Below are 17,704 nucleotides of genomic sequence, written 5' to 3' on the forward strand. Positions count from 1 at the left end.
AGACGGAGGAACTCCTTGTCAGTGAGAAGAGCAATCACCGCGCTCACCGCAGCCGGGGTCGCGGTCGCCACCATCACCGGCGCCACCTCGGCGAGTGCCGGCGAGCGGCACCACCCGGGCGGGCCGATGGCCTTCGACCGGGTTGCCACGTACCCGGTCTTCCAGAACCGTCCGGCCGGTGAGGACCCGGCGACCCCGACGGTCGCCGAGATCTCGGCGGTCAGTCCGGACGGCCGCACCCTGATCCACACCGACGCACTGGCCCGGCGGATCGGCTTCCTCGACATCTCCCGGGCCGACCGCCCACGCGGCCTCGGCACCCTCTCCCTCGCCCAACTCGGCAACGCCGAGGACGAGCCCACGTCGGTCGCCGTGGTCGGCAAGTACGTGCTGGTGGTGGTGAACACCAGCAGCAGCTACACCGAGCCGTCCGGCCGGCTGGACGTGATCGAGCTGGCCAGCCGCAAGCGGGTGGCCAGCTTCGACCTCGCCGGCCAGCCCGACTCGATCGCGATCAGCAAGGACCAGCGGTACGCCGCGATCGCCATCGAGAACGAGCGCGACGAGGAGGCCACCCCGCCCGGCGGCGAGGAGGGCGACCTGCCCCAGCTCCCGGCCGGCTTCGTGCAGATCGTCGACCTCACCGGCAAGACCCCGGCCGGCTGGCGGCTGCGGCCCGTCCCGCTGACCGGCGCGAACGGGCAGGCACTGCCCGCGCTGGTCCAGGCCGGTCTCGCCGAGCCGACCGACCCGGAGCCCGAGTACGTCTCGATCAACAGCCACAACCAGCTGGCGGTGACCCTCCAGGAGAACAACGGCGTCGCCCTGATCGACCTGCCCACCGGCCGGATCACCCGGGTGTTCAGCGCGGGCACGGCGACCATCAGCGGGATCGACACCGTCAAGGACGGCACGATCAACCTGACCGGCACCATCACCGATGTGCCGCGCGAGCCGGACGCGGTCGCCTGGATCGACGACCGCTACCTCGCCACGGCCAACGAGGGCGACTGGCGGGGCGGCACCCGCGGCTGGTCCGTCTTCGACAGCCGCAACGGGCGGGTCGCCTGGGACGCCGGCAACAGCTTCGAGCGGCTCGCCGTCACCTATGGGCTGCACAACGAGGACCGTGCCGGGAAGAAGGGCACCGAGCCGGAGGGCGTCGCCATCGCCGAGTACGACGGCGTGCGGTACGCGTTCGTCGGCTCGGAGCGCAGCAACTTCGTCGCCGTCTACGACCTGGGCAACCCCACCAAGCCGGTCTTCAAGCAGGTGCTGCCGGCCACCAACGGGCCGGAGGGGCTGCTGCCCATCCCGTCGCGAGGGCTGCTCGCTGTCTCCAGCGAGGAGGACGACGCGTCGGTCAACGTCCGGGCCTCGGTGTCGCTGTTCCAGCTCGGCAAGGGCGCCCCGGCGTTTCCGAGCATCGTCTCCGACACGGACCAGGCCGGCACGCCGATCGGCTGGGGTGCCCTCGGCGCCCTGACGGCGGTGCCCGGCAAGCGGGACCAGCTCTACAGCGTCACCGACGCGGCGTACAGCCAGACCCGGATCCTCACCATCGACGCGAAGCGGACGCCGGCCCTGATCACCGGTGCGCTGCCGGTGAAGGACGCGACCGGCGCGCCGGTCGGGTACGACGCGGAGGGCATCTTCGCCCGCCCGCAGGGCGGCTTCTGGCTCGCCGTGGAGGGCGCCAAGGGCCCGGAGAACAAGCTGGTCCGGCTGGACGCCTCCGGGGTCACCCGGCAGACCGTCCCGCTGCCCACCGAGGTCGCCGCCGGCCTGGCCAAGCAGGGCCTGGAGGGGGTCACCGCCACCACCGACCGGCAGGGTCGGGAGATCGTCTGGGTGGCCGTGCAGCGGGAGCTGAGCACCGATCCGGCCGGTGTGGTCCGGCTGGGCCGCTACGACGTCGCGGCGGGCACCTGGAGCTGGTTCGGTTACCAGTTGGGCAGCACCAGCGTGCCGGGTGACTGGATGGGCCTCTCCGAGATCACCGTGGTCGGCGACCGGCTCGCGGTCATCGAGCGGGACAAGCTGAACGGCCCGGCCGCCACGGTGAAGCGCGTCTACACGGTGCCGCTGCCGGGTGCGGCGGCACCGGCCGGTCCGCTGACGGTGCTGCCGAAGACGCTCGCCGTCGACGTGCTGCCCGCACTGCGCGCCACCAACGGGTGGACGCAGGAGAAGCTGGAGGGTCTGACCGTGGCCGGCAACGGCGACGTGTACGCGATCACCGACAACGACGCGGTGCAGGACGCCACCGGCGAGACGGTCCTCCTGCGGCTCGGCTCCAGCCACAAGGTCTTCGGACACCGCTGATCCGGTACCGCCGGTGGGGCTGTCCGCCCCCTCCGGCACCGGCCGGATGAGCCGCCGAGGCCCGGCGTCCACCAACGTGGGCGCCGGGCCTCGTCGCCTCTGCGGGCGGGCGCGGATGTTTCTCGCACCGTCAGCGGGTGGGCAGTTCCGGGCCTCCGTCGAGCAGTGCCGCGAGCAGGTCGCCGTACTCGTCGACCCGGTCCAGGACCTCGGCGGCGGTGAACTGGCGGACGGCCGGCTTCCGGCCGCGGGCGCCGGCCTCGACCTCGTCCCAGGTCAGCGGCGTGGACACCGACGGCACCGACTGGGCCCGCAGTGAGTACGGCGCCACCGTGGTCTTCGCCGCGTTGTTCTGACTCCAGTCGATGAAGACCTTCCCGGGGCGCAGGTTCTTCGCCATCTTCGACACGACCAGCTTGGGATGCGCCTGCTCCAACTCCTGCGCAATGCGCTTGGCGTAGTCGGAAACGAGATCGGAGGACTGGGTGCCGGCGATCGGGCAGCAGAGCTGCATGCCCTTCTTACCCGACGTCTTCGGGTACGAGTCGATGCCGTCGTCGGCGAGCCGGTCGCGCATCAGCACCGCCACCGGGCAGCACTCGGCGAGCCCGGCCGGCGGCCCCGGGTCCAGGTCCACCACCATCATGTCCGGGTGCGTGCCGACCCTCCACTGCGGCGTGTGCAGCTCCAGCGCGGCCAGGTTGGCCAGCCAGACGAGGGTGGGCAGGTCGTCGGCGACCACGTAGTCGATGGTCTCCCGGCCCTTGGTCGACCCGGGCGCGGGCAGCGTCTCCACCCGCACCCAGTCCGGAGTCGCCGCCGGCTTGTTCTTCTCGAAGAACGACTTGTCGTCCACCCCATTGGGGAACCGGATCCGGGTCACCGGCCGGTCCCGCAGGTGCGGCAGCAGCACCGCCGAGATCCGGGTGTAGTAGTCGATCACCTCACCCTTGGTGAAGCCGGCCGCGGGATAGAGCACCTTGTCCAGGTTGGACAGCTCCAACGGGCGACCCTCGACATCAACACGCAGCCGGTCAGCCGGCATCGTCGACCTCCTCCGGTGGCTTGTCCGGGCGCAACCGCAGCACCCGGGGGAAGCGCAGCCGACCGTCGGGGGTGCGTTGGCCGTACTTCACCTCCACCACCACCTTGGGGGCTACCCAGATGGCACCCCGGGCATCCTCGCGCGGCACGCCCGGCGCGAACGGTGACACGCCGGAGCGCAGCGGCTCCAGCTCGGCGAGGAGTTGCCGTTCGATGGCCGCGCCGATCCCGCCGCCGACCCGGCCCCGGTAGATCAGCCGGCCGTCCGGACCAGGCACCCCGACCAGCAGTCCGCCGATCCGGCGCGCGCCCGGTCGCCAGCCGCCGATGACGAAGTCCCCGGTGATCTCCAGCTTGACCTTCACCCAGTCGGGCGAGCGCACTCCGGGGCGGTAGACGGAGCCCACCCGCTTGGCCATCACCCCTTCCAGGCCGTGCTCGGCGGCCGCCTCATAGGTGGCCGGGCCGTCGGCGAACACCGGTGGCACCGCCCACCGGGCGCCGCCGAGGGTGAGCTGGTCCAGGGCCTCCCGGCGGCGCTCGTACGGCCAGCCGGTCAGATCGTCGCCGTTGAGGCGGAGCAGGTCGAAGATCATGTAAGTCACCGGAAGGACCGCCGCCAACCGGGCCGCCTTGTTCCGGTCCCGGACGTGCATCCGTTCGGCCAACGCGGTGAACGAGGGCTGCCCACCCTCGCCCAGCAGCACCACCTCGCCGTCGAGCAGCGCGTCGTCGACCTGCTCGGACAGGGTGGCCAGTTCGGGGTACGCGGCGGTGATCTGCACGCCGGAGCGGGCGTACAGGTGCTGGCCGCCGCCGGAGATGTCGGCGAGCGCGCGCACCCCGTCCCACTTGAACTCGTACGCCCAGCCGGCACCCGCCGGGAGCGGCCCGGTCATCGCGAGCATCGGCTTGAGCGGCGCGCCGGGCACGACCCGACTGTAGTAGCAGGCCGAACACCTCGCGCCAGGTTCGATCGGATGCGAGCATGGTCGATACCGGGGAAGGGAGCGCAGGATGCGGGCCATCTGGAAGGGAGCCGTGTCGTTCGGGCTCGTCTCGATCGGGGTGAAGCTCTACTCCGCGACCGAGGAGAAGGACATCCGGTTCCACCAGGTACACCGCGAGGACGGTGGCCGGATCCGCTACAAGCGCACCTGCTCGGTCTGCGGCGAGGAGGTCACCTACGACGACATCGCCAAGGGCTACGACATCGGCGGCGGCGAGATGGTGATCCTCACCGATGAGGACTTCGCCGAGCTGCCGTTGACCAGCTCGCGCGCGATCGACGTGCTGGAGTTCGTGCCGGCCGAGCAGGTCGACCCGATCCTCTACAACAAGGCATACTTCCTGGAGCCGGAGGGCGCGGCGACCAAGCCGTACGTGCTGCTGCGCGACGCGCTGATCGACTCCGAGCGGGTGGCCATCGTCAAGGTGGCGCTGCGCCAGCGGGAGCAGCTTGCCACGTTGCGGGTCCGCGAGGGCGTACTGCTGCTCAACACCATGCTCTGGCCGGACGAGATCCGTAACCCGGACTTCGGTTTCCTCGATGAGGACCTGAAGGTGCGCCCGCCGGAGCTGGCAATGGCCAGCTCTCTGATCGACTCGATGACCGGCGAGTTCGAGCCGGACGTCTTCACCGACGACTACCGGGCGGCGTTGCAGGAGGTCATCGACGCCAAGGTGGAGGGTCGGGAGGTCGTCCAGCCGGAGGAGGTCGAGGAGGCCCCGGCCGCGGCGGTGGACCTGATGGCCGCGCTGAAGGCGTCGGTGGAGCGCGCCAAGTCGGCCCGCGGCGAGGCTGCCCGCGGCGGCGGTGGCGGCGAGCCGACGCCCATCTCGTCGGCGCGTTCGGCGCAGAAGGCGGCCGAGAAGAAGGCCGCCAAGGCACCGGCGAAGAAGACGGCGGCGAAGAAGACCGCCGAGAAGAAGACGGCTGCGGCCAAGGCCGAGCCGGCGAAGAAGACCGCCGCGAAGAAGACCCCGGCCAAGAAGGCGGAGCCGGCGAAGAAGACGGCGGCCAGGAAGGCCGCACCCCGCAAGACCGCCTGACCGCACGGCAGCGCCGACGGCGTCTGCCGCACCGGGTACGCTCCGCCGGCCGTTGGCCACCGGAGGAGACCCCATGCCGTACACCCCTGACCTGGACCGGTTGTTGACGCCCGGTGCCCGCTTCACCGACGAGCACGGGGCGTACCTGATCGAGGTCCACCCGGTGGGCGACATCGTGCTGCCGACCGGCCGGGTGGTCGGGTGTGACCCGCTGGTCTGCCCGGAGGCCGAGCCGTTCACGGTCACCGTGCCGCCGGGCCGGCATCCCGGCCGGGCCTGGGTGGCGGTGGTGCTCCGAGAGGACGCCGAGGTGGACCGGCGGGTGGCCGCGCTGGAGCTGGTGATCCACGACGAACCGACGGTCCGCTGGGAGCTGGCCGTCGCCGGCGACCAGGACGTCGCGACCCTCGGCGCGGACGACTACTTCGGGTACGGGGTGGACGCCGGCGCCGGCACCTTCGCCGACCCGACGGCGCTCAGCGCCCTGGAAGGCTGGGACGAGGACCAGGTCGAGGAGGTCTTCATCCCCGCCGAACTGCCCGCCTCGCCGGTCCCGGGGCTGATCACCGCGGTCCTGGACGAGCCCACCGGCGCGAACGTCGTCACCGTCGCCACGGGGTGGGGCGACGGCTGCTACGGCACCTGGATCGGGCGTGCCCCCGACGGTCGGGTCACCTCGTTCGTGACCGACTTCATGGTGGTCCCGGAATAACCGCCCGGATGGCCCGGGAACGATGCCGCAGGGCGATTCGGCCGGTCCGGGGCGGGCACGGGGGGCCGCCAGGCGGGTACCGTGTGCGTCGGCCTTCCCCCCGGCACCGGGTGTGCCGGCCACACCTTCGCAGCAGGGAGTCGACGACGTGAGCGAGCGCACGCAGCAGAACCGGTCGGAGGGCCAGGGCCCGGCAACCAAGGCGGGGCGCCGTCTGGCCGCCCAGCTGGCGGCGCAGAAGGCGGCCGAGGCGAAGCGGCGTCGCCAGGCGTGGGCCGGCGGGCTCGCCGGTGTCGCCGTGGTGGCGGTGCTGATCACCGTCTTCGTGCTGGTCGGCGGGGGCGACGACAAGCCCGCGAACCAGGCCGGCGCGACCCCGTCCGCCTCTGCGCCGGCCCCGGATGCCGCCGGCGCGCCCCCCGCGCCGCAGCTGCCGGAGGGCACCGACCCGGCGCTCGGCACCAAGCCGACCGTCGAGGCGGGCAAGGGCGAGCTGAAGAAGCTCACCGTGACGCCGCTGATCAAGGGCACCGGCCCGGCGGTCACGAAGGGCCAGACCATCACCACGAACTACGTGGGCGTCTTCTACAAGGACGGCCAGGAGTTCGACGCGTCCTGGAAGACCGGCCAGCCGGCTACCTTCCCGATCGGCGTGGGTCAGGTCATTCCCGGCTGGGACCAGGGCCTGGTCGGCGTGACCGTGGGCAGCCGGGTGCAGCTCGACATCCCGGGCGAGCTGGCGTACGGCAACGACGAGGCTGCCGCCGGTGGCCGTCCGACCGGCCCGCTGCGCTTCGTGGTGGACGTGCTCGCCGCCCAGTGACCCGTCCGGATCGCCCCGGTTGTCGCCCGAGGGCGATGCAGTTGTTCACATGGGGCTTCCGGCCCGTCACCCACCGGCAGTAGGTTCGGCGTCACCCCGGGCGGCTCGCCGCCCGGGGTGAGCATCCGGGACGGGACGCGGAGGTGCACGTGACGGCGCTGGACGAGCCTGGGCGGACCGCCCGGTTGATGTGGGCGCACTTCGAGCCGGTGCACGCGGTCACCTACTTTCACCCCCGGGCCCGCGCCGCGTACGAGGCGGTGGGGTTGCGCGGCTACTGGCGGGGCTACTTCGCCGGCCGCGCGGCGCCGCTCGGCCCCACCGAGGCGGCCCCGGTGATCGCCGTCTTCTTCAGTTTCGCGCCCCCGATGGTGAGCCGGGCGCTGCCGGCGGTGTGGCGGTTGGCCACCCCCGCGGAGGCGCTGCGCGCCCGGCTGACGGGCGCGGTGCAGGCGCTCGCGGAGCTGACCTACGAACTGCCGGAGGCGCACCTGGCCGAGGCCGCCGACCTGCTGGAGCGGGCCGCCTCGGCGGTGCAGACCGCCGGCCGGGTGCTCGGCGCGGTCAACGCGGCGCTGCCGATCGGCGAGTACCCGCTGGCCCGGCTCTGGCAGGCCGCCACGACGCTGCGCGAGCACCGGGGCGACGGGCACGTGGCGGCGCTGGTGGCCGCCGGCCTGGACCCGGTGGAGACGCTGGCCTGGCGGGTCGCCGTGGACATGTCGCCGCAGAACCTGCTCGGCCGGGGCTGGTCCGAGGAGCAGTGGCGGGCCGCCCGCGAGCGGCTGGCGCAACGGGGCTGGCTGACCCCGGACGGCGCGGCCACCGAGCACGGTCGGGCCGGTTTCCAGGCGGTCGAGGACGCCACCGACCGTGCCGCCGCACACCCGTGGGAGGCGCTCGGCCAGGACGGCACGGATCGTCTGCGGGCGTTGCTGGAGCCGATGGCCCGGGCCTGCCACACGGTGATCCCGGTAGGCAGCCCGATCGGGCTGCCCGCACTGCCCGGCTGACCGGGGACCCGCCGGTCGGGCAGGATGGGCCCGTGGTGGATGCGGTGGTCTTCGACCTGGACGGCGTGATCGTGGATTCCGAACCGGTGTGGGAGGAGGTCCGGCGGGCGTACGTGGCGGCGCACGGCGGGACCTGGCAGCCGGACACCCAGCGCCGGCTGATGGGCATGAGCACCGGCGAGTGGGCCCACTACCTCAGCGGCGAGTTGGGCGTGGCACGCACCGCCCAGCAGGTTGCCGACGAGGTGGTCGAGGAGATGACCCGGCGCTACCGGGAGCACGTACCGCTGATCGATGACGCCGACCAGGTGGTGCGCCGGCTCGCCGCGCGGTGGCCGCTCGGGTTGGCCAGTTCGTCGCCGACCCGGCTGATCGCGGCGGCGTTGGCCGCCACCGACCTGACCGACGCGTTCGCGGCCACCCTGTCCACCGAGGAGACCGAGCGGGGCAAGCCGGCACCGGACGTGTACCTGGCTGTCGCGCGCCGCCTGGGCGTCGACCCGGCCCGATGCGTGGCGGTGGAGGACTCGTCCAACGGGGTGCGGTCGGCCGCCTCGGCGGGGATGCGGGTGGTGGCGGTGCCGCACGGCGCGTACCCGCTGGATCCGGACGCCGCCCGGCTGGCGGCGGTGACGCTGGGCGGGATCGACGAGCTGAGCGCGGAGACGATCGACGCGCTCGCCGACTGACCCGGCCGGGTGCGCGGCGTCACGGCCGTCCGGTCCCTGCCGACCTGCGTACGGTTATACGGTTTTCGGGGGCCGGCGGGATCGGCATGACGGGGACTGAGCGGGGTACCGCAGCCGGCGGTGCTCGACCCGGGTGCTGCGCGCCGGACGGGTGAGGAGACGACGGATGAAAGCCATCGTGTACGAGCGCACCGGCGACCCTTCGGTGCTGGAGTTGGTCGACCGGCCGGTGCCGGAGCCGGCTGCGGGCGAGGTCCTGGTCCGGGTGGCGGTGTCGGGGGTGAACCCGACGGACTGGAAGGCTCGCCGCTCCTCTCCGTTGCCGGCGGGGTGGCAGATCCCCGGGCAGGACGGCGCGGGAGTGGTGGAGGCGGTCGGCCCGGGGGTGGACCAGGAGCTGATCGGCGAGCGGGTCTGGATCTGGGAGGCGGCCTGGCAGCGGCCGTGGGGCACCTCGGCGGAGTACACGCTGGTGCCGGTCCGGCAGGTGGTCCGCCTCGGCGACGCCTCGTTCGACCTGGGGGCCAGCCTGGGCATCCCGTTCCTCACCGCGCACCGTTGCCTGACCGCCGGCGAGTTCATGCCGGACTCGCTGCGCCCCGGCGCGCTGGCCGACCACACCGTGCTGGTCCAGGGCGGGGCGGGTGCGGTCGGGAACGCCGCGATCCAGCTCGCCCGCTGGTCCGACGCCACGGTGATCACCACGGTGAGCAGCGCGGAGAAGGCGCAGCTCGCGGCGGCGGCGGGCGCCTCCTTCGTGATCAACTACCGGAAACAGGACGTGGTCGAGGAGATCCGCAAGATCGCTCCCGACGGGGTGCACACGATCGTCGAGGTGTCCCCGTCCCGTAACGCCGCGACGGACGTACAGGTGCTGCGAAACGCTGGCGCGGTCTGCGTCTACGCCGACGACGAGCCCGAAGTGGGCATCCCGGTCCGGCCGTCGATGATGCGGAACGTCCGGTGGCAGTTCGTGCTGGTCTACACGGAGCCGACGGTGGCCAAGGCCCATGCCGTACGGGACGTGGCGGCGGCGGCCGACCAGGGCGGCATCCGGGTTGGTGTGGACGCCGGCCTGCCGCTGCACTACCACCCGCTGGCCGAGACGGCGGCGGCGCACCAGGCGGTGGAGAACTCGGCGGTGGGCAAGGTGCTGATCATGACGAGCGACGCCTGATCGAGGCGCTGACTACGCGATTTCCCCATCATCAGGACAGAGGCGAACAACTTTCGCAACAATGACGGTGCGGGTCGCCCCGCAAGTAAAGGGCGGCCCCGGCGCGGTGCGAACGCCGGGGCCGCCCTCCTGGGGAGGAATGTTCAGGAGAATCCTCTGCCCCAACAGGCGACGGCGCCCGGTAAAACGTTACGGGGCTGTCAGCTCCCGGACAGTCAGCTCGCCCCCCGCGTACCGCGATCGGACGACCTTCTTGTCGAACTTGCCCACGCTGGTCTTCGGCACGGTGTCGATGAACGCCCACCGCTCGGGCAACTGCCAGCGGGCCACCGAGCCGGCCAGGAAGTCGCGCAGCTCCTCGGCGGTCACCGAGGCACCCTCCCGGACCACCACGGTGGCCAACGGTCGCTCGTCCCACCGCTCGTCCGGCACGCCCACCACGCACGCCTCCAGCACCGCCGGGTGGGCCATCAGCGCGTTCTCCAGCTCCACCGACGAGATCCACTCACCGCCGGACTTGATGACGTCCTTGGCCCGGTCCGTCAGGGTCAGGTAGCCGTCCGGAGAGAGGTTGCCCACGTCGCCGGTGCGCAGCCAGCCGTCCCGGAACTTCTCCTCGTCCGGGGCGTCGTCGCCGACGTACCGGGCGGTCACCCACGGCCCGCGGACCTCCAGCTCACCCACGGCCCTGCCATCGGCGGGCAGCGGCTCACCCAGCGCGCCGACGATCCTCGCCTGCACCCCGGCCGGCACCCGGCCCTGCGTGTAGCGGTAGCGCCACGCCTCATCACCGGTCGCGCCGGCCGGTGGACGGGAGACCGAGCCCAGCGGGGACATCTCGGTCATACCCCAGGCATGGATGACGTCGATCCCGTGCCGCTCGTCGAACGCGTGCATCAGCGCCGGCGGACAGGCCGAGCCACCGACGATCACCTCCTTGAGCGAGGAGGTGTCCACGTCGTGGCCGTCCAGATAGGTCAGCAGATCGGTCCAGATGGTCGGCACCGCGCCAGCCAGGGTGGGTCGCTCGGCGGCGATCATCTCGGCGATCGGCGCGGCCTGGAGGAACCGGTCCGGCATGATCAGCGATGCGCCGGAGAGGAACGCGGCGTACGGCAGCCCCCACGACATGGCGTGGAACATCGGCACGATGGCCAACTCCCGGTCGGTCGGCGCGAGGCCGAAGCCCTCCGGCATGCAGACCTGCAACGAGTGCAGGTAGATCGACCGGTGCGAGTAGGCGACGCCCTTCGGGTTGCCGGTGGTGCCGGAGGTGTAGCAGAGGGCTGCCGCGTCGCGCTCGTCCACCTCGGGCCAGTCGAACACCTCCGGCCGGTCCGCGAGCAGCGCGTCCCAGTGGTGCACGGTGATCCGGTCACCGGCCGCCGCCACCAGCGGCGCCGGGTCGCCACCGCCGACCACCACGACGTGCCGCACCGTGGCTAGCTCGCCGATCACCCGGGCCAGCAGCGGGATGAGCGTGCTGTCGACCAGCACCACCCGGTCCTCGGCGTGGTTGGCGATGTAGGCGACCTGGTCGGGAAAGAGCCGGATGTTGAGGGTGTGCAGCACCGCGCCCATGCTCGGCACCGCGAAGTAGGCCACCAGGTGCTCGTTGTTGTTCCACATGAAGGTGGCGACGCGCTCGTCGCCGGTCACCCCGCACTCGTCACGCAGCGCGTGTGCCAGCCGGGCAGCCGACCGCCCCACCTCGGCGTACGTCATTCGGCGGGGTTCCCCGCCGGTCCACGTGACCACCTCGGCCGTGCCGTGCACGGTGGCGCCGTGGTCGAGGATCCGGGAGATCTGCAGAGGGGCGTCCATCATCGTGCTACGCATGGGTAACAAGTTAGTGTCGCCGGTCACAGCTTGGGAACCCCCGTAAATTGTCGCAGGTGAGCATCTCCTGGGCCGACTCATACGTAGGGCAGTTGCGTGCGCTCGCCGGGGACCGGACGCTGATGTTCGTGGGCGCCCGCGCCGTGGTCCGCGACAACGCCGGGCGCATCCTGCTGATCCAACGCTCAGACAACGGCCAGTGGGCCATGCCGGCCGGGGCGATGGAGCTGGGCGAGTCGATCGCGGACTGCGCGGTACGGGAGGTCCGCGAGGAGACCGGGCTACGGGCGCTGCGCGTCTGCGCGTTCGCCCTCTACACCGGCCCGGACCGGACCAGCACCAACATGTACGGGCACACGTACCAGGTCTTCACCGCGGCGTTCCGGGTCGAGGAGTGGGACGGCCAGCTGGCCCGGGTCACCGACGAGACCACCGACGCCGGTTTCTTCCCCCGGGACCGGTTTCCCGACCCGCTCTCCGCCTCGGTCAACGAGACCCTGGCCGACCTGGACGTCTTCGAGCAGACCAACCGGCTGATCCTCAAGTAGGTCGGCCCCGCCGCGCCCGGTCCGGCGGGTGAGCGCCGGACCGGGCGAACGCCTCACTGCGGCAAGCGGGTCCCCGCGAACGCGTCCTGGATCCAGTTCGGGTACGCGACCGGCATCTTGGAGACCTCGTCCAGCTCGCTGAGATCCTGGGCGGTCAGCGTGAGGTCGGTGGCGGCGATGTTGTCCACCAACTGCTCCTGCTTGCGGGCACCGACGATCACGCTGGTCACGGCCGGTCGGGACAGCAGCCAGGCGACTGCCACCCGGGCCGGGCTGACCCCGTGCCGCTCGGCGATGACCTTGAGTACGTCGACGACCGTGAAGGCATGCTCCGGGTCAAACGGCGTGAAGCTGGTGAAGCCGGGCTGGGCGCTGCGCGAGCCACTGTCGGCGACCGAGGTCTTCGCCGACGTGATCCGGATCTACCGGACGTACGCGCCGGTGCTGGCCGCGATCACCGAGGTCGCCGCGTACGACGAGGTGGTCCGGGAGTACTGGGCGGCCGGGTTCGAGCAGTTCGTGGCGCGTACCGAGGAGGTGCTCCGGGCCGAGCAACGAGCCGGACGCACCCCGGCGGACCTGGACCCGGCAGCCGCGACCCGGCTGGTCGTGCTCGGCGGTGACCGGTTCCTCGCCCACCACGTCGGCCTGATCCCGGCCGACCCCGACGCCGACGCCGCGGCCGCCCGGGAGTTGGCCGCGACCTGGTGGTACGGCGTCTACCACCGCCCCGCCTGACCGCTGACCGCCCCGGAGGGGTCCGGGGCGGTCGGTCGACGCGCGGTCAGATCATCGTCTGGGACTTGGCCTCCATGTCGGCGGCCGCCTCCTCCTTGGATTCGCGGGTCAGCGGCTTGCCGCCCGGTGCCGGGGCCTCACCGCCGAGCGGGTCGGCGCCGCCCTTGGCGCCCTGCGGACCGGCGCCCCGGAGCTGCTCGTTCGGCAGCGCCACGGTGACCAGCACCGCCACGATCGCGATCAGACCGGCGGTCAGGAAGACCATGTCCAGCGCGTCGACGAACGCGCCCTGGATCGCCGCCCGCACCGGCCCGGGCAGGGCCAAGATGGTCGCCGGATCGTTGATCGAGATGTCCGCTCCGCCGCTTGCCGCCACCTCGGCCTGCTGCTGCGGCGGAAGCTGGGCGATCGCGCCGGGCAGCCGGTCGGCCAGTCCTCCGGTGAGCCTGGAGGAGAGCACCGCGCCGAGGATCGCCACTCCGAACGAACCGCCCAACGACCGGAAGAAGGTCGCCGAGGATGTGCCGGCGCCTAGGTCGCGCACGGAGACCGCGTTCTGCACCGCGAGGACCAGCGACTGCATGCAGAGGCCCAGGCCGACGCCGATCACCACCATGAAGCCGAAGGCGATCCACAGCGAGGTGGCCACCTCCAGTCGGGTGAACAGCAACATGCCGACCAGCAGGGTCACCGACCCGGCCACCGGGAACCACTTGTACCGACCGATCCGGCTCATCGCCCGACCGGTGAGGATCGAGGTGACGATGATGCCGGCCATCATCGGCAGCATCAGCAGACCGCTTCGGGTCGGCGAGGCGCCCTTCACGATCTGCAGGTACAGCGGAATGAAGATGATCGACCCGAACATCACCAGACCGAGCACGAAACCGGCCGAGTTGGCGAGCGCGAAGGTCGCGCTGCGGAACAGCCGCAGCGGCAGGATGGGTTCGGCGACCCGGGCCTCCTGGAGCACGAAGAGCACGGCGAGCACGGCCCCCGCAGCGAGGAGGCCGATGATCACGCCGGAGCCCCAGGGGTACTCACTCCCACCCCAGCTCAGCGCGAGCAGCAGGCAGCTCACCCCGGCGACCAGCAGGCCTGCGCCGAGCCAGTCGATCGCGTGGTCCCGGCGCTCGAACGGGATCAGCCGCATCACGTGGTAGCAGACGATGATGGCGAGGATCGCCAGCGGCACGTTGATGTAGAAGATCCACCGCCAGTCGGTCTCCGCGAAGTAACCACCCACCAGCGGGCCGGCCACCGACGAGATCCCGAAGACGGCACCGAAGAGACCCTGGTAGCGGCCCCGCTCCCGGGGTGAGACCACGTCCGAGATGATGGTGAACGCCAGCGTCAACAGACCACCCGCACCGACGCCCTGGATGCCCCGGGTGATGATCAGCTGGGTCATGTTCTGCGACAGGCCGGCCAGCAACGACCCGACCAGGAACGTGCCGATCGAGAAGAGGAAGACCGGGCGGCGCCCGTACAGGTCGGCCATCTTGCCGTACAGCGGCGTCGACGCGGTCGAGGCGAGCAGGTACGCGGTGACAACCCACGAGTAGTGGTTGATCCCGCCCAACTCGCCGACGATGGTCGGCAGGGCCGTACCGACGATGGTCTGGTCAAGGGCGGCCAGCAGCATGCCGGTCATCAGACCGATCATGAGCAGCCGGATCTGCTGACGGTTCAGCACCGGCGCGGCGGAGGCTTCGGTGGTCATCTCGCCTTCTTTCCCGACCGACAAGGAACATGCGCCGGACCGGGAAAGGACTTCCACCCATCCCCCTGTCGATCATGAAGTTAGCAACGCCGCCAAGGGCGTGTCGCGCCGCTAACTTCATGATCAACGGGGGGGATGGGTGGTTCGGGCACTGATGTGCTGGGGCGGGGCTGGAAGGCCGGTGGGTCGGGCTGGGTCGATCACCGCGAGGTTTGACCTCCAGGGCGGTGGGGACCCGGGGAGGCATGGCAGGAGCAGCAGCGGAACAGCGCCGGCTCGCGACCGTCGTGGAGAGCTGGCTCGGGCGCCCGGTCCTGATCGTCGGCGACGCCATGTTGGACGAATGGCGGTTCGCCGACTCCGACCGGCTCTGCCGGGAGGCACCCGCCCCGGTCCTCACCCTGCGCCGGCGGATCTCCGCCGCCGGTGGAGCCGCCAACACCGCGGTCAACGTCGCCACCCTCGGCGGCCGGGCGGTGCTGGTGGCACCCGTCGGCGCCGACGTCGCCGGCGACGAGCTACACGACTGTCTGGACCGCGCCGGAGTCTGGGACCGCACGGTCAACCAGGCCGGACGGCCCACCCCGGTGAAGCGGCGGATGCTGGCCGGCAACCAGATCCTGCTCCGGGAGGACTCCGGCGACCCGGACGACGCGCTCGACCCGGACGGGGTGACCCGGCTGCTCACCGCCCTGAACTGCGCCACCGAGGAGCTGCGCGCCGCCGCCGGTGGAGAGGCGCCGACCCTGGTGGTCTGCGACTACGGCCTGGGCGCCCTGCCCGCGCCCGTCCGCGCCTGGCTGGTCGAGCAGCGGGAACGGTACGCCACGGTCGCGCTGGACGCCCACGACCTGGCCGACTGGCGGGGCCTCGCGCCGACCGTGGTCACCCCCAGCTTCGCCGAGGCGACCCGACTGCTGGCCCGGGCCGGCGGTGCGACCCGGCCGCCTTCCGGCGCCGGACTGCACCTGGAGCACCCCGACAGCGACCCGGCCGACGGACCGTCCGAACTGACCGTCGGCGCCGCCCCGGGCGGGGCCCACGCGGACGACGTCAGCGCCGAGACCACCCCGGACCCGGTGCGGGCCGACCGCCCGGGGCCCGTCGGCGAGCCCACCCCGAGCGAGGGCCGGGTGGCCCTCACCGGCGACGGACTCAGCGTCACCGGCACCGGCGTGACCGTGAACTCCGAGGCCGGCGAGGGCGTCGACCGGGCCGTACTGGCCGAGTCGCGCCTGGCCGAGTTGCGCGCGCACACAGGTGCCGACGTGGTCGCGGTGACCCTGGACACCGAGGGCGCGGTGGTCGGCGGCGCCGACGGGGAGCCTCGGCGCAGCCACAGCACACCGGTCCCGGCGAGCCACGCCGTGGGTGCCGGCGACGCGTACCTGGCGGCGATGACGCTGGCCCTGGCCGCCGACGCGCCGCTGCCCACCGCCGCCCAGCTCGCCCAACTGGCGGCCACCATCACCGTGTCCGACACCGGCACCTGCGTGTGCCGGCGCGAGGACCTGCTCACCGCACTCGACCAGCCGTCGGTGACCAGCGGGCATCCGTCGCTGGTCGGCACCGACGAGTTGGACGCGATCGTCGCCGAGCATCGCGAAGCGGGGCGGTCGGTGGTGTTCACCAACGGCTGCTTCGACGTCCTGCACCGCGGGCACGTGCGCTACCTGGAGCAGGCCCGCGCCCTGGGCGACCTGCTCATCGTGGCGGTCAACTCGGACGGCAGCGTACGCCGGCTGAAGGGGCCGGACCGGCCGGTCAACCCGGTCGAGGACCGGGGTGCCCTGCTCGCCGCGCTGTCCTGCGTGGACCACGTCGTCGTCTTCGAGGAGGACTCACCCGCCGCGCTGATCGAGGCGGTCCGGCCGGACGTCTACGTCAAGGGCGGCGACTACCCGCCGGAGCTGGTGCCGGAGGCGCCGCTGGTGCGCCGACTGGGCGGCCAGGTGCGCACCCTGGGGTACGTGCCGGACCGATCCACCTCGGCGATCATCGAGCGGATCCGGTCGCACAACCAGGACCGGGAACCCGACCCGTCGTCGCACAGCCACAACCGGCAGCCCGACCCGTCGTCGCACAGCCACCACCGGCAGGCCGACCCGTCGCTGAGCACCCGCACCCACGCGTCGTGAATCGGCCCCTCGATCTCGACACCCCGGCGGCCTTCCGCGCCGACCGGCAGGTCGACGTGCTGATCCCGACCCGTAACCGGCCCGCCGAGCTGGCGGTCACCCTGGCCGGGCTCGCCGCCCAGGAGGGGGTGCCCGGCTTCGGGGTGGTGGTCAGCGACCAGTCCGACGGGGAACCGGCGTACGCCCACCCCGCCGCGGCCACCATGGTCCGGGCGCTGCGCCACCGGGGTCACCCGGTGCTGCTGACCCGCCGGCTACCCCGGCGTGGGCTGGCCGAACACCGGGCGTACCTGCTCGCCGCCTCGGACGCCCGGTACGTGCTCAGCCTCGACGACGACGTCTGGCTGGAGCCGGGGGCACTGCACCGGCTGGTCACCGCGCTCGGAGAGCTGGGCTGCGGGTTCGTCGGCAACGGCGTGCACGGGCTCTCGTACGTTGACGACGTCCGACCGGAGACGCACGGGCACTACGAGGAATGGATCGGCCCACCCACACCGGAGCGGATCCGGCCGGGCACCCCGGAGTGGAACCGGGCCCGGATCCACTCGGCGGCGAACCTGCTGCACGTCACCGCGCAGTTGGCGCTGCCGCCGGGCGCGTGGCGGGCGTACAAGGTCTCCTGGATCGGCGGGTGCGTGCTCTTCGACCGGGCCAAACTCGTCGACTCCGGTGGCTTCGACTTCTGGCGTCGGTTGCCGGACAAGCACCAGGGCGAGGACGTGGCCGCCCAACTCGCGGTGCTGGCCCGGTACGGCGGGGCTGGCATCCTGCCCAGCGGCGCCCACCACCTGGAGTCCCCCACCACGGTCACCGAGCGGGACGTCGAGGCGTGGGAGGTCGTGCTCGCCGACGAGGACACTCCGCAGCCGGCCTGATCCGCTGG

General features: G+C 72.2%; 16 protein-coding genes. 11 read left to right on the plus strand and 5 right to left on the minus strand.

The features are described from left to right. Positions 1–21: 21 nt before the first annotated feature. Entirely contained in the window at positions 22–2,325 is a 2,304-nt protein-coding gene (locus tag OG990_RS27150; protein ID WP_406077587.1) for an esterase-like activity of phytase family protein, read from the plus strand. 130 nt (positions 2,326–2,455) lie between these two features. On the opposite strand, the gene ligD (OG990_RS27155) is transcribed toward OG990_RS27150, so the two are convergent. Together ligD (OG990_RS27155) and ligD (OG990_RS27160) are read right to left on the minus strand one after the other, a co-directional pair. Next, positions 2,456–3,370: a non-homologous end-joining DNA ligase gene (gene ligD / locus OG990_RS27155; RefSeq protein ID WP_406077588.1), complete on the minus strand. Its 915-nt coding sequence runs from the start codon at positions 3,368–3,370 to the stop codon at positions 2,456–2,458. Continuing rightward, a complete protein-coding gene (gene ligD, locus OG990_RS27160) occupies positions 3,360–4,301 on the minus strand; it encodes a non-homologous end-joining DNA ligase (protein ID WP_406077589.1) in 942 nt (313 codons plus the stop codon). Before ligD (OG990_RS27160) ends, ligD (OG990_RS27155) begins: the two co-directional genes overlap by 11 nt. Positions 4,302–4,386: 85 nt before the next feature. Here ligD (OG990_RS27160) and OG990_RS27165 point away from each other — a divergent pair, with 85 nt between their 5' ends. The 6 genes from OG990_RS27165 (at position 4,387) to OG990_RS27190 (ending at position 9,835) form a co-directional block, all read left to right on the plus strand. Then, positions 4,387–5,421, plus strand: a complete 1,035-nt coding sequence (locus tag OG990_RS27165; RefSeq protein ID WP_355600514.1) for a Ku protein — start codon at positions 4,387–4,389, stop codon at positions 5,419–5,421. 73 nt (positions 5,422–5,494) lie between these two features. Beyond that, the gene (locus OG990_RS27170; RefSeq protein ID WP_406077590.1) at positions 5,495–6,133 is read left to right on the plus strand and encodes a DUF4241 domain-containing protein; all 639 of its coding nucleotides are present in this window, start codon (positions 5,495–5,497) and stop codon (positions 6,131–6,133) included. A gap of 112 nt (positions 6,134–6,245) precedes the next feature. Continuing rightward, positions 6,246–6,956, plus strand: coding sequence for an FKBP-type peptidyl-prolyl cis-trans isomerase (locus tag OG990_RS27175; RefSeq protein WP_328422809.1), 711 nt, complete (start codon positions 6,246–6,248; stop codon positions 6,954–6,956). A 188-nt stretch (positions 6,957–7,144) separates the two neighbouring features. After that, positions 7,145–7,969 carry an SCO6745 family protein gene (locus OG990_RS27180; RefSeq protein WP_406081893.1) on the plus strand — a complete coding sequence of 275 codons (825 nt, stop codon included), beginning with the start codon at positions 7,145–7,147 and terminating at the stop codon, positions 7,967–7,969. 32 nt (positions 7,970–8,001) lie between these two features. Further along, complete coding sequence (locus tag OG990_RS27185; RefSeq protein WP_328422807.1) at positions 8,002–8,658, plus strand: HAD family phosphatase; 657 nt, start codon at positions 8,002–8,004, stop codon at positions 8,656–8,658. 166 nt (positions 8,659–8,824) lie between these two features. Beyond that, positions 8,825–9,835 carry an NADPH:quinone reductase gene (locus OG990_RS27190; RefSeq protein WP_406077591.1) on the plus strand — a complete coding sequence of 337 codons (1,011 nt, stop codon included), beginning with the start codon at positions 8,825–8,827 and terminating at the stop codon, positions 9,833–9,835. Positions 9,836–10,024: 189 nt separating this feature from the next. On the opposite strand, the gene OG990_RS27195 is transcribed toward OG990_RS27190, so the two are convergent. Continuing rightward, positions 10,025–11,674 carry a fatty acid--CoA ligase gene (locus OG990_RS27195; protein WP_406077592.1) on the minus strand — a complete coding sequence of 550 codons (1,650 nt, stop codon included), beginning with the start codon at positions 11,672–11,674 and terminating at the stop codon, positions 10,025–10,027. Positions 11,675–11,730: 56 nt separating this feature from the next. On the opposite strand from OG990_RS27195, the gene OG990_RS27200 reads away from it, so the two are divergent. After that, positions 11,731–12,222, plus strand: coding sequence for an NUDIX domain-containing protein (locus tag OG990_RS27200; RefSeq protein WP_386985595.1), 492 nt, complete (start codon positions 11,731–11,733; stop codon positions 12,220–12,222). 53 nt (positions 12,223–12,275) lie between these two features. Here OG990_RS27200 and OG990_RS27205 read toward each other — a convergent pair whose 3' ends face one another. Next, positions 12,276–12,644 carry an aldo/keto reductase gene (locus OG990_RS27205; RefSeq protein ID WP_406081894.1) on the minus strand — a complete coding sequence of 123 codons (369 nt, stop codon included), beginning with the start codon at positions 12,642–12,644 and terminating at the stop codon, positions 12,276–12,278. Here OG990_RS27205 and OG990_RS27210 point away from each other — a divergent pair. After that, the gene (locus tag OG990_RS27210) at positions 12,568–12,960 is read left to right on the plus strand and encodes a hypothetical protein (protein ID WP_406077593.1); all 393 of its coding nucleotides are present in this window, start codon (positions 12,568–12,570) and stop codon (positions 12,958–12,960) included. The two genes, OG990_RS27205 and OG990_RS27210, sit on opposite strands and share 77 nt — an antisense overlap. Before the next feature lie 46 nt (positions 12,961–13,006). On the opposite strand, the gene OG990_RS27215 is transcribed toward OG990_RS27210, so the two are convergent. Then, entirely contained in the window at positions 13,007–14,683 is a 1,677-nt protein-coding gene (locus tag OG990_RS27215; protein WP_386985601.1) for an MDR family MFS transporter, read from the minus strand. A 245-nt stretch (positions 14,684–14,928) separates the two neighbouring features. On the opposite strand from OG990_RS27215, the gene rfaE2 reads away from it, so the two are divergent. Then, complete coding sequence (gene rfaE2 / locus OG990_RS27220) at positions 14,929–16,821, plus strand: D-glycero-beta-D-manno-heptose 1-phosphate adenylyltransferase (protein WP_406077594.1); 1,893 nt, start codon at positions 14,929–14,931, stop codon at positions 16,819–16,821. After that, positions 16,818–17,696 (plus strand): glycosyltransferase, encoded by an 879-nt coding sequence (locus OG990_RS27225; RefSeq protein ID WP_328422791.1) that lies wholly within the window; start codon positions 16,818–16,820, stop codon positions 17,694–17,696. The genes rfaE2 and OG990_RS27225 overlap by 4 nt, the downstream gene beginning before the upstream one ends. Positions 17,697–17,704: the final 8 nt, after the last annotated feature.

Source organism: Micromonospora sp. NBC_00858, from assembly GCF_045207365.1.
GTDB lineage: Bacteria > Actinomycetota > Actinomycetes > Mycobacteriales > Micromonosporaceae > Micromonospora.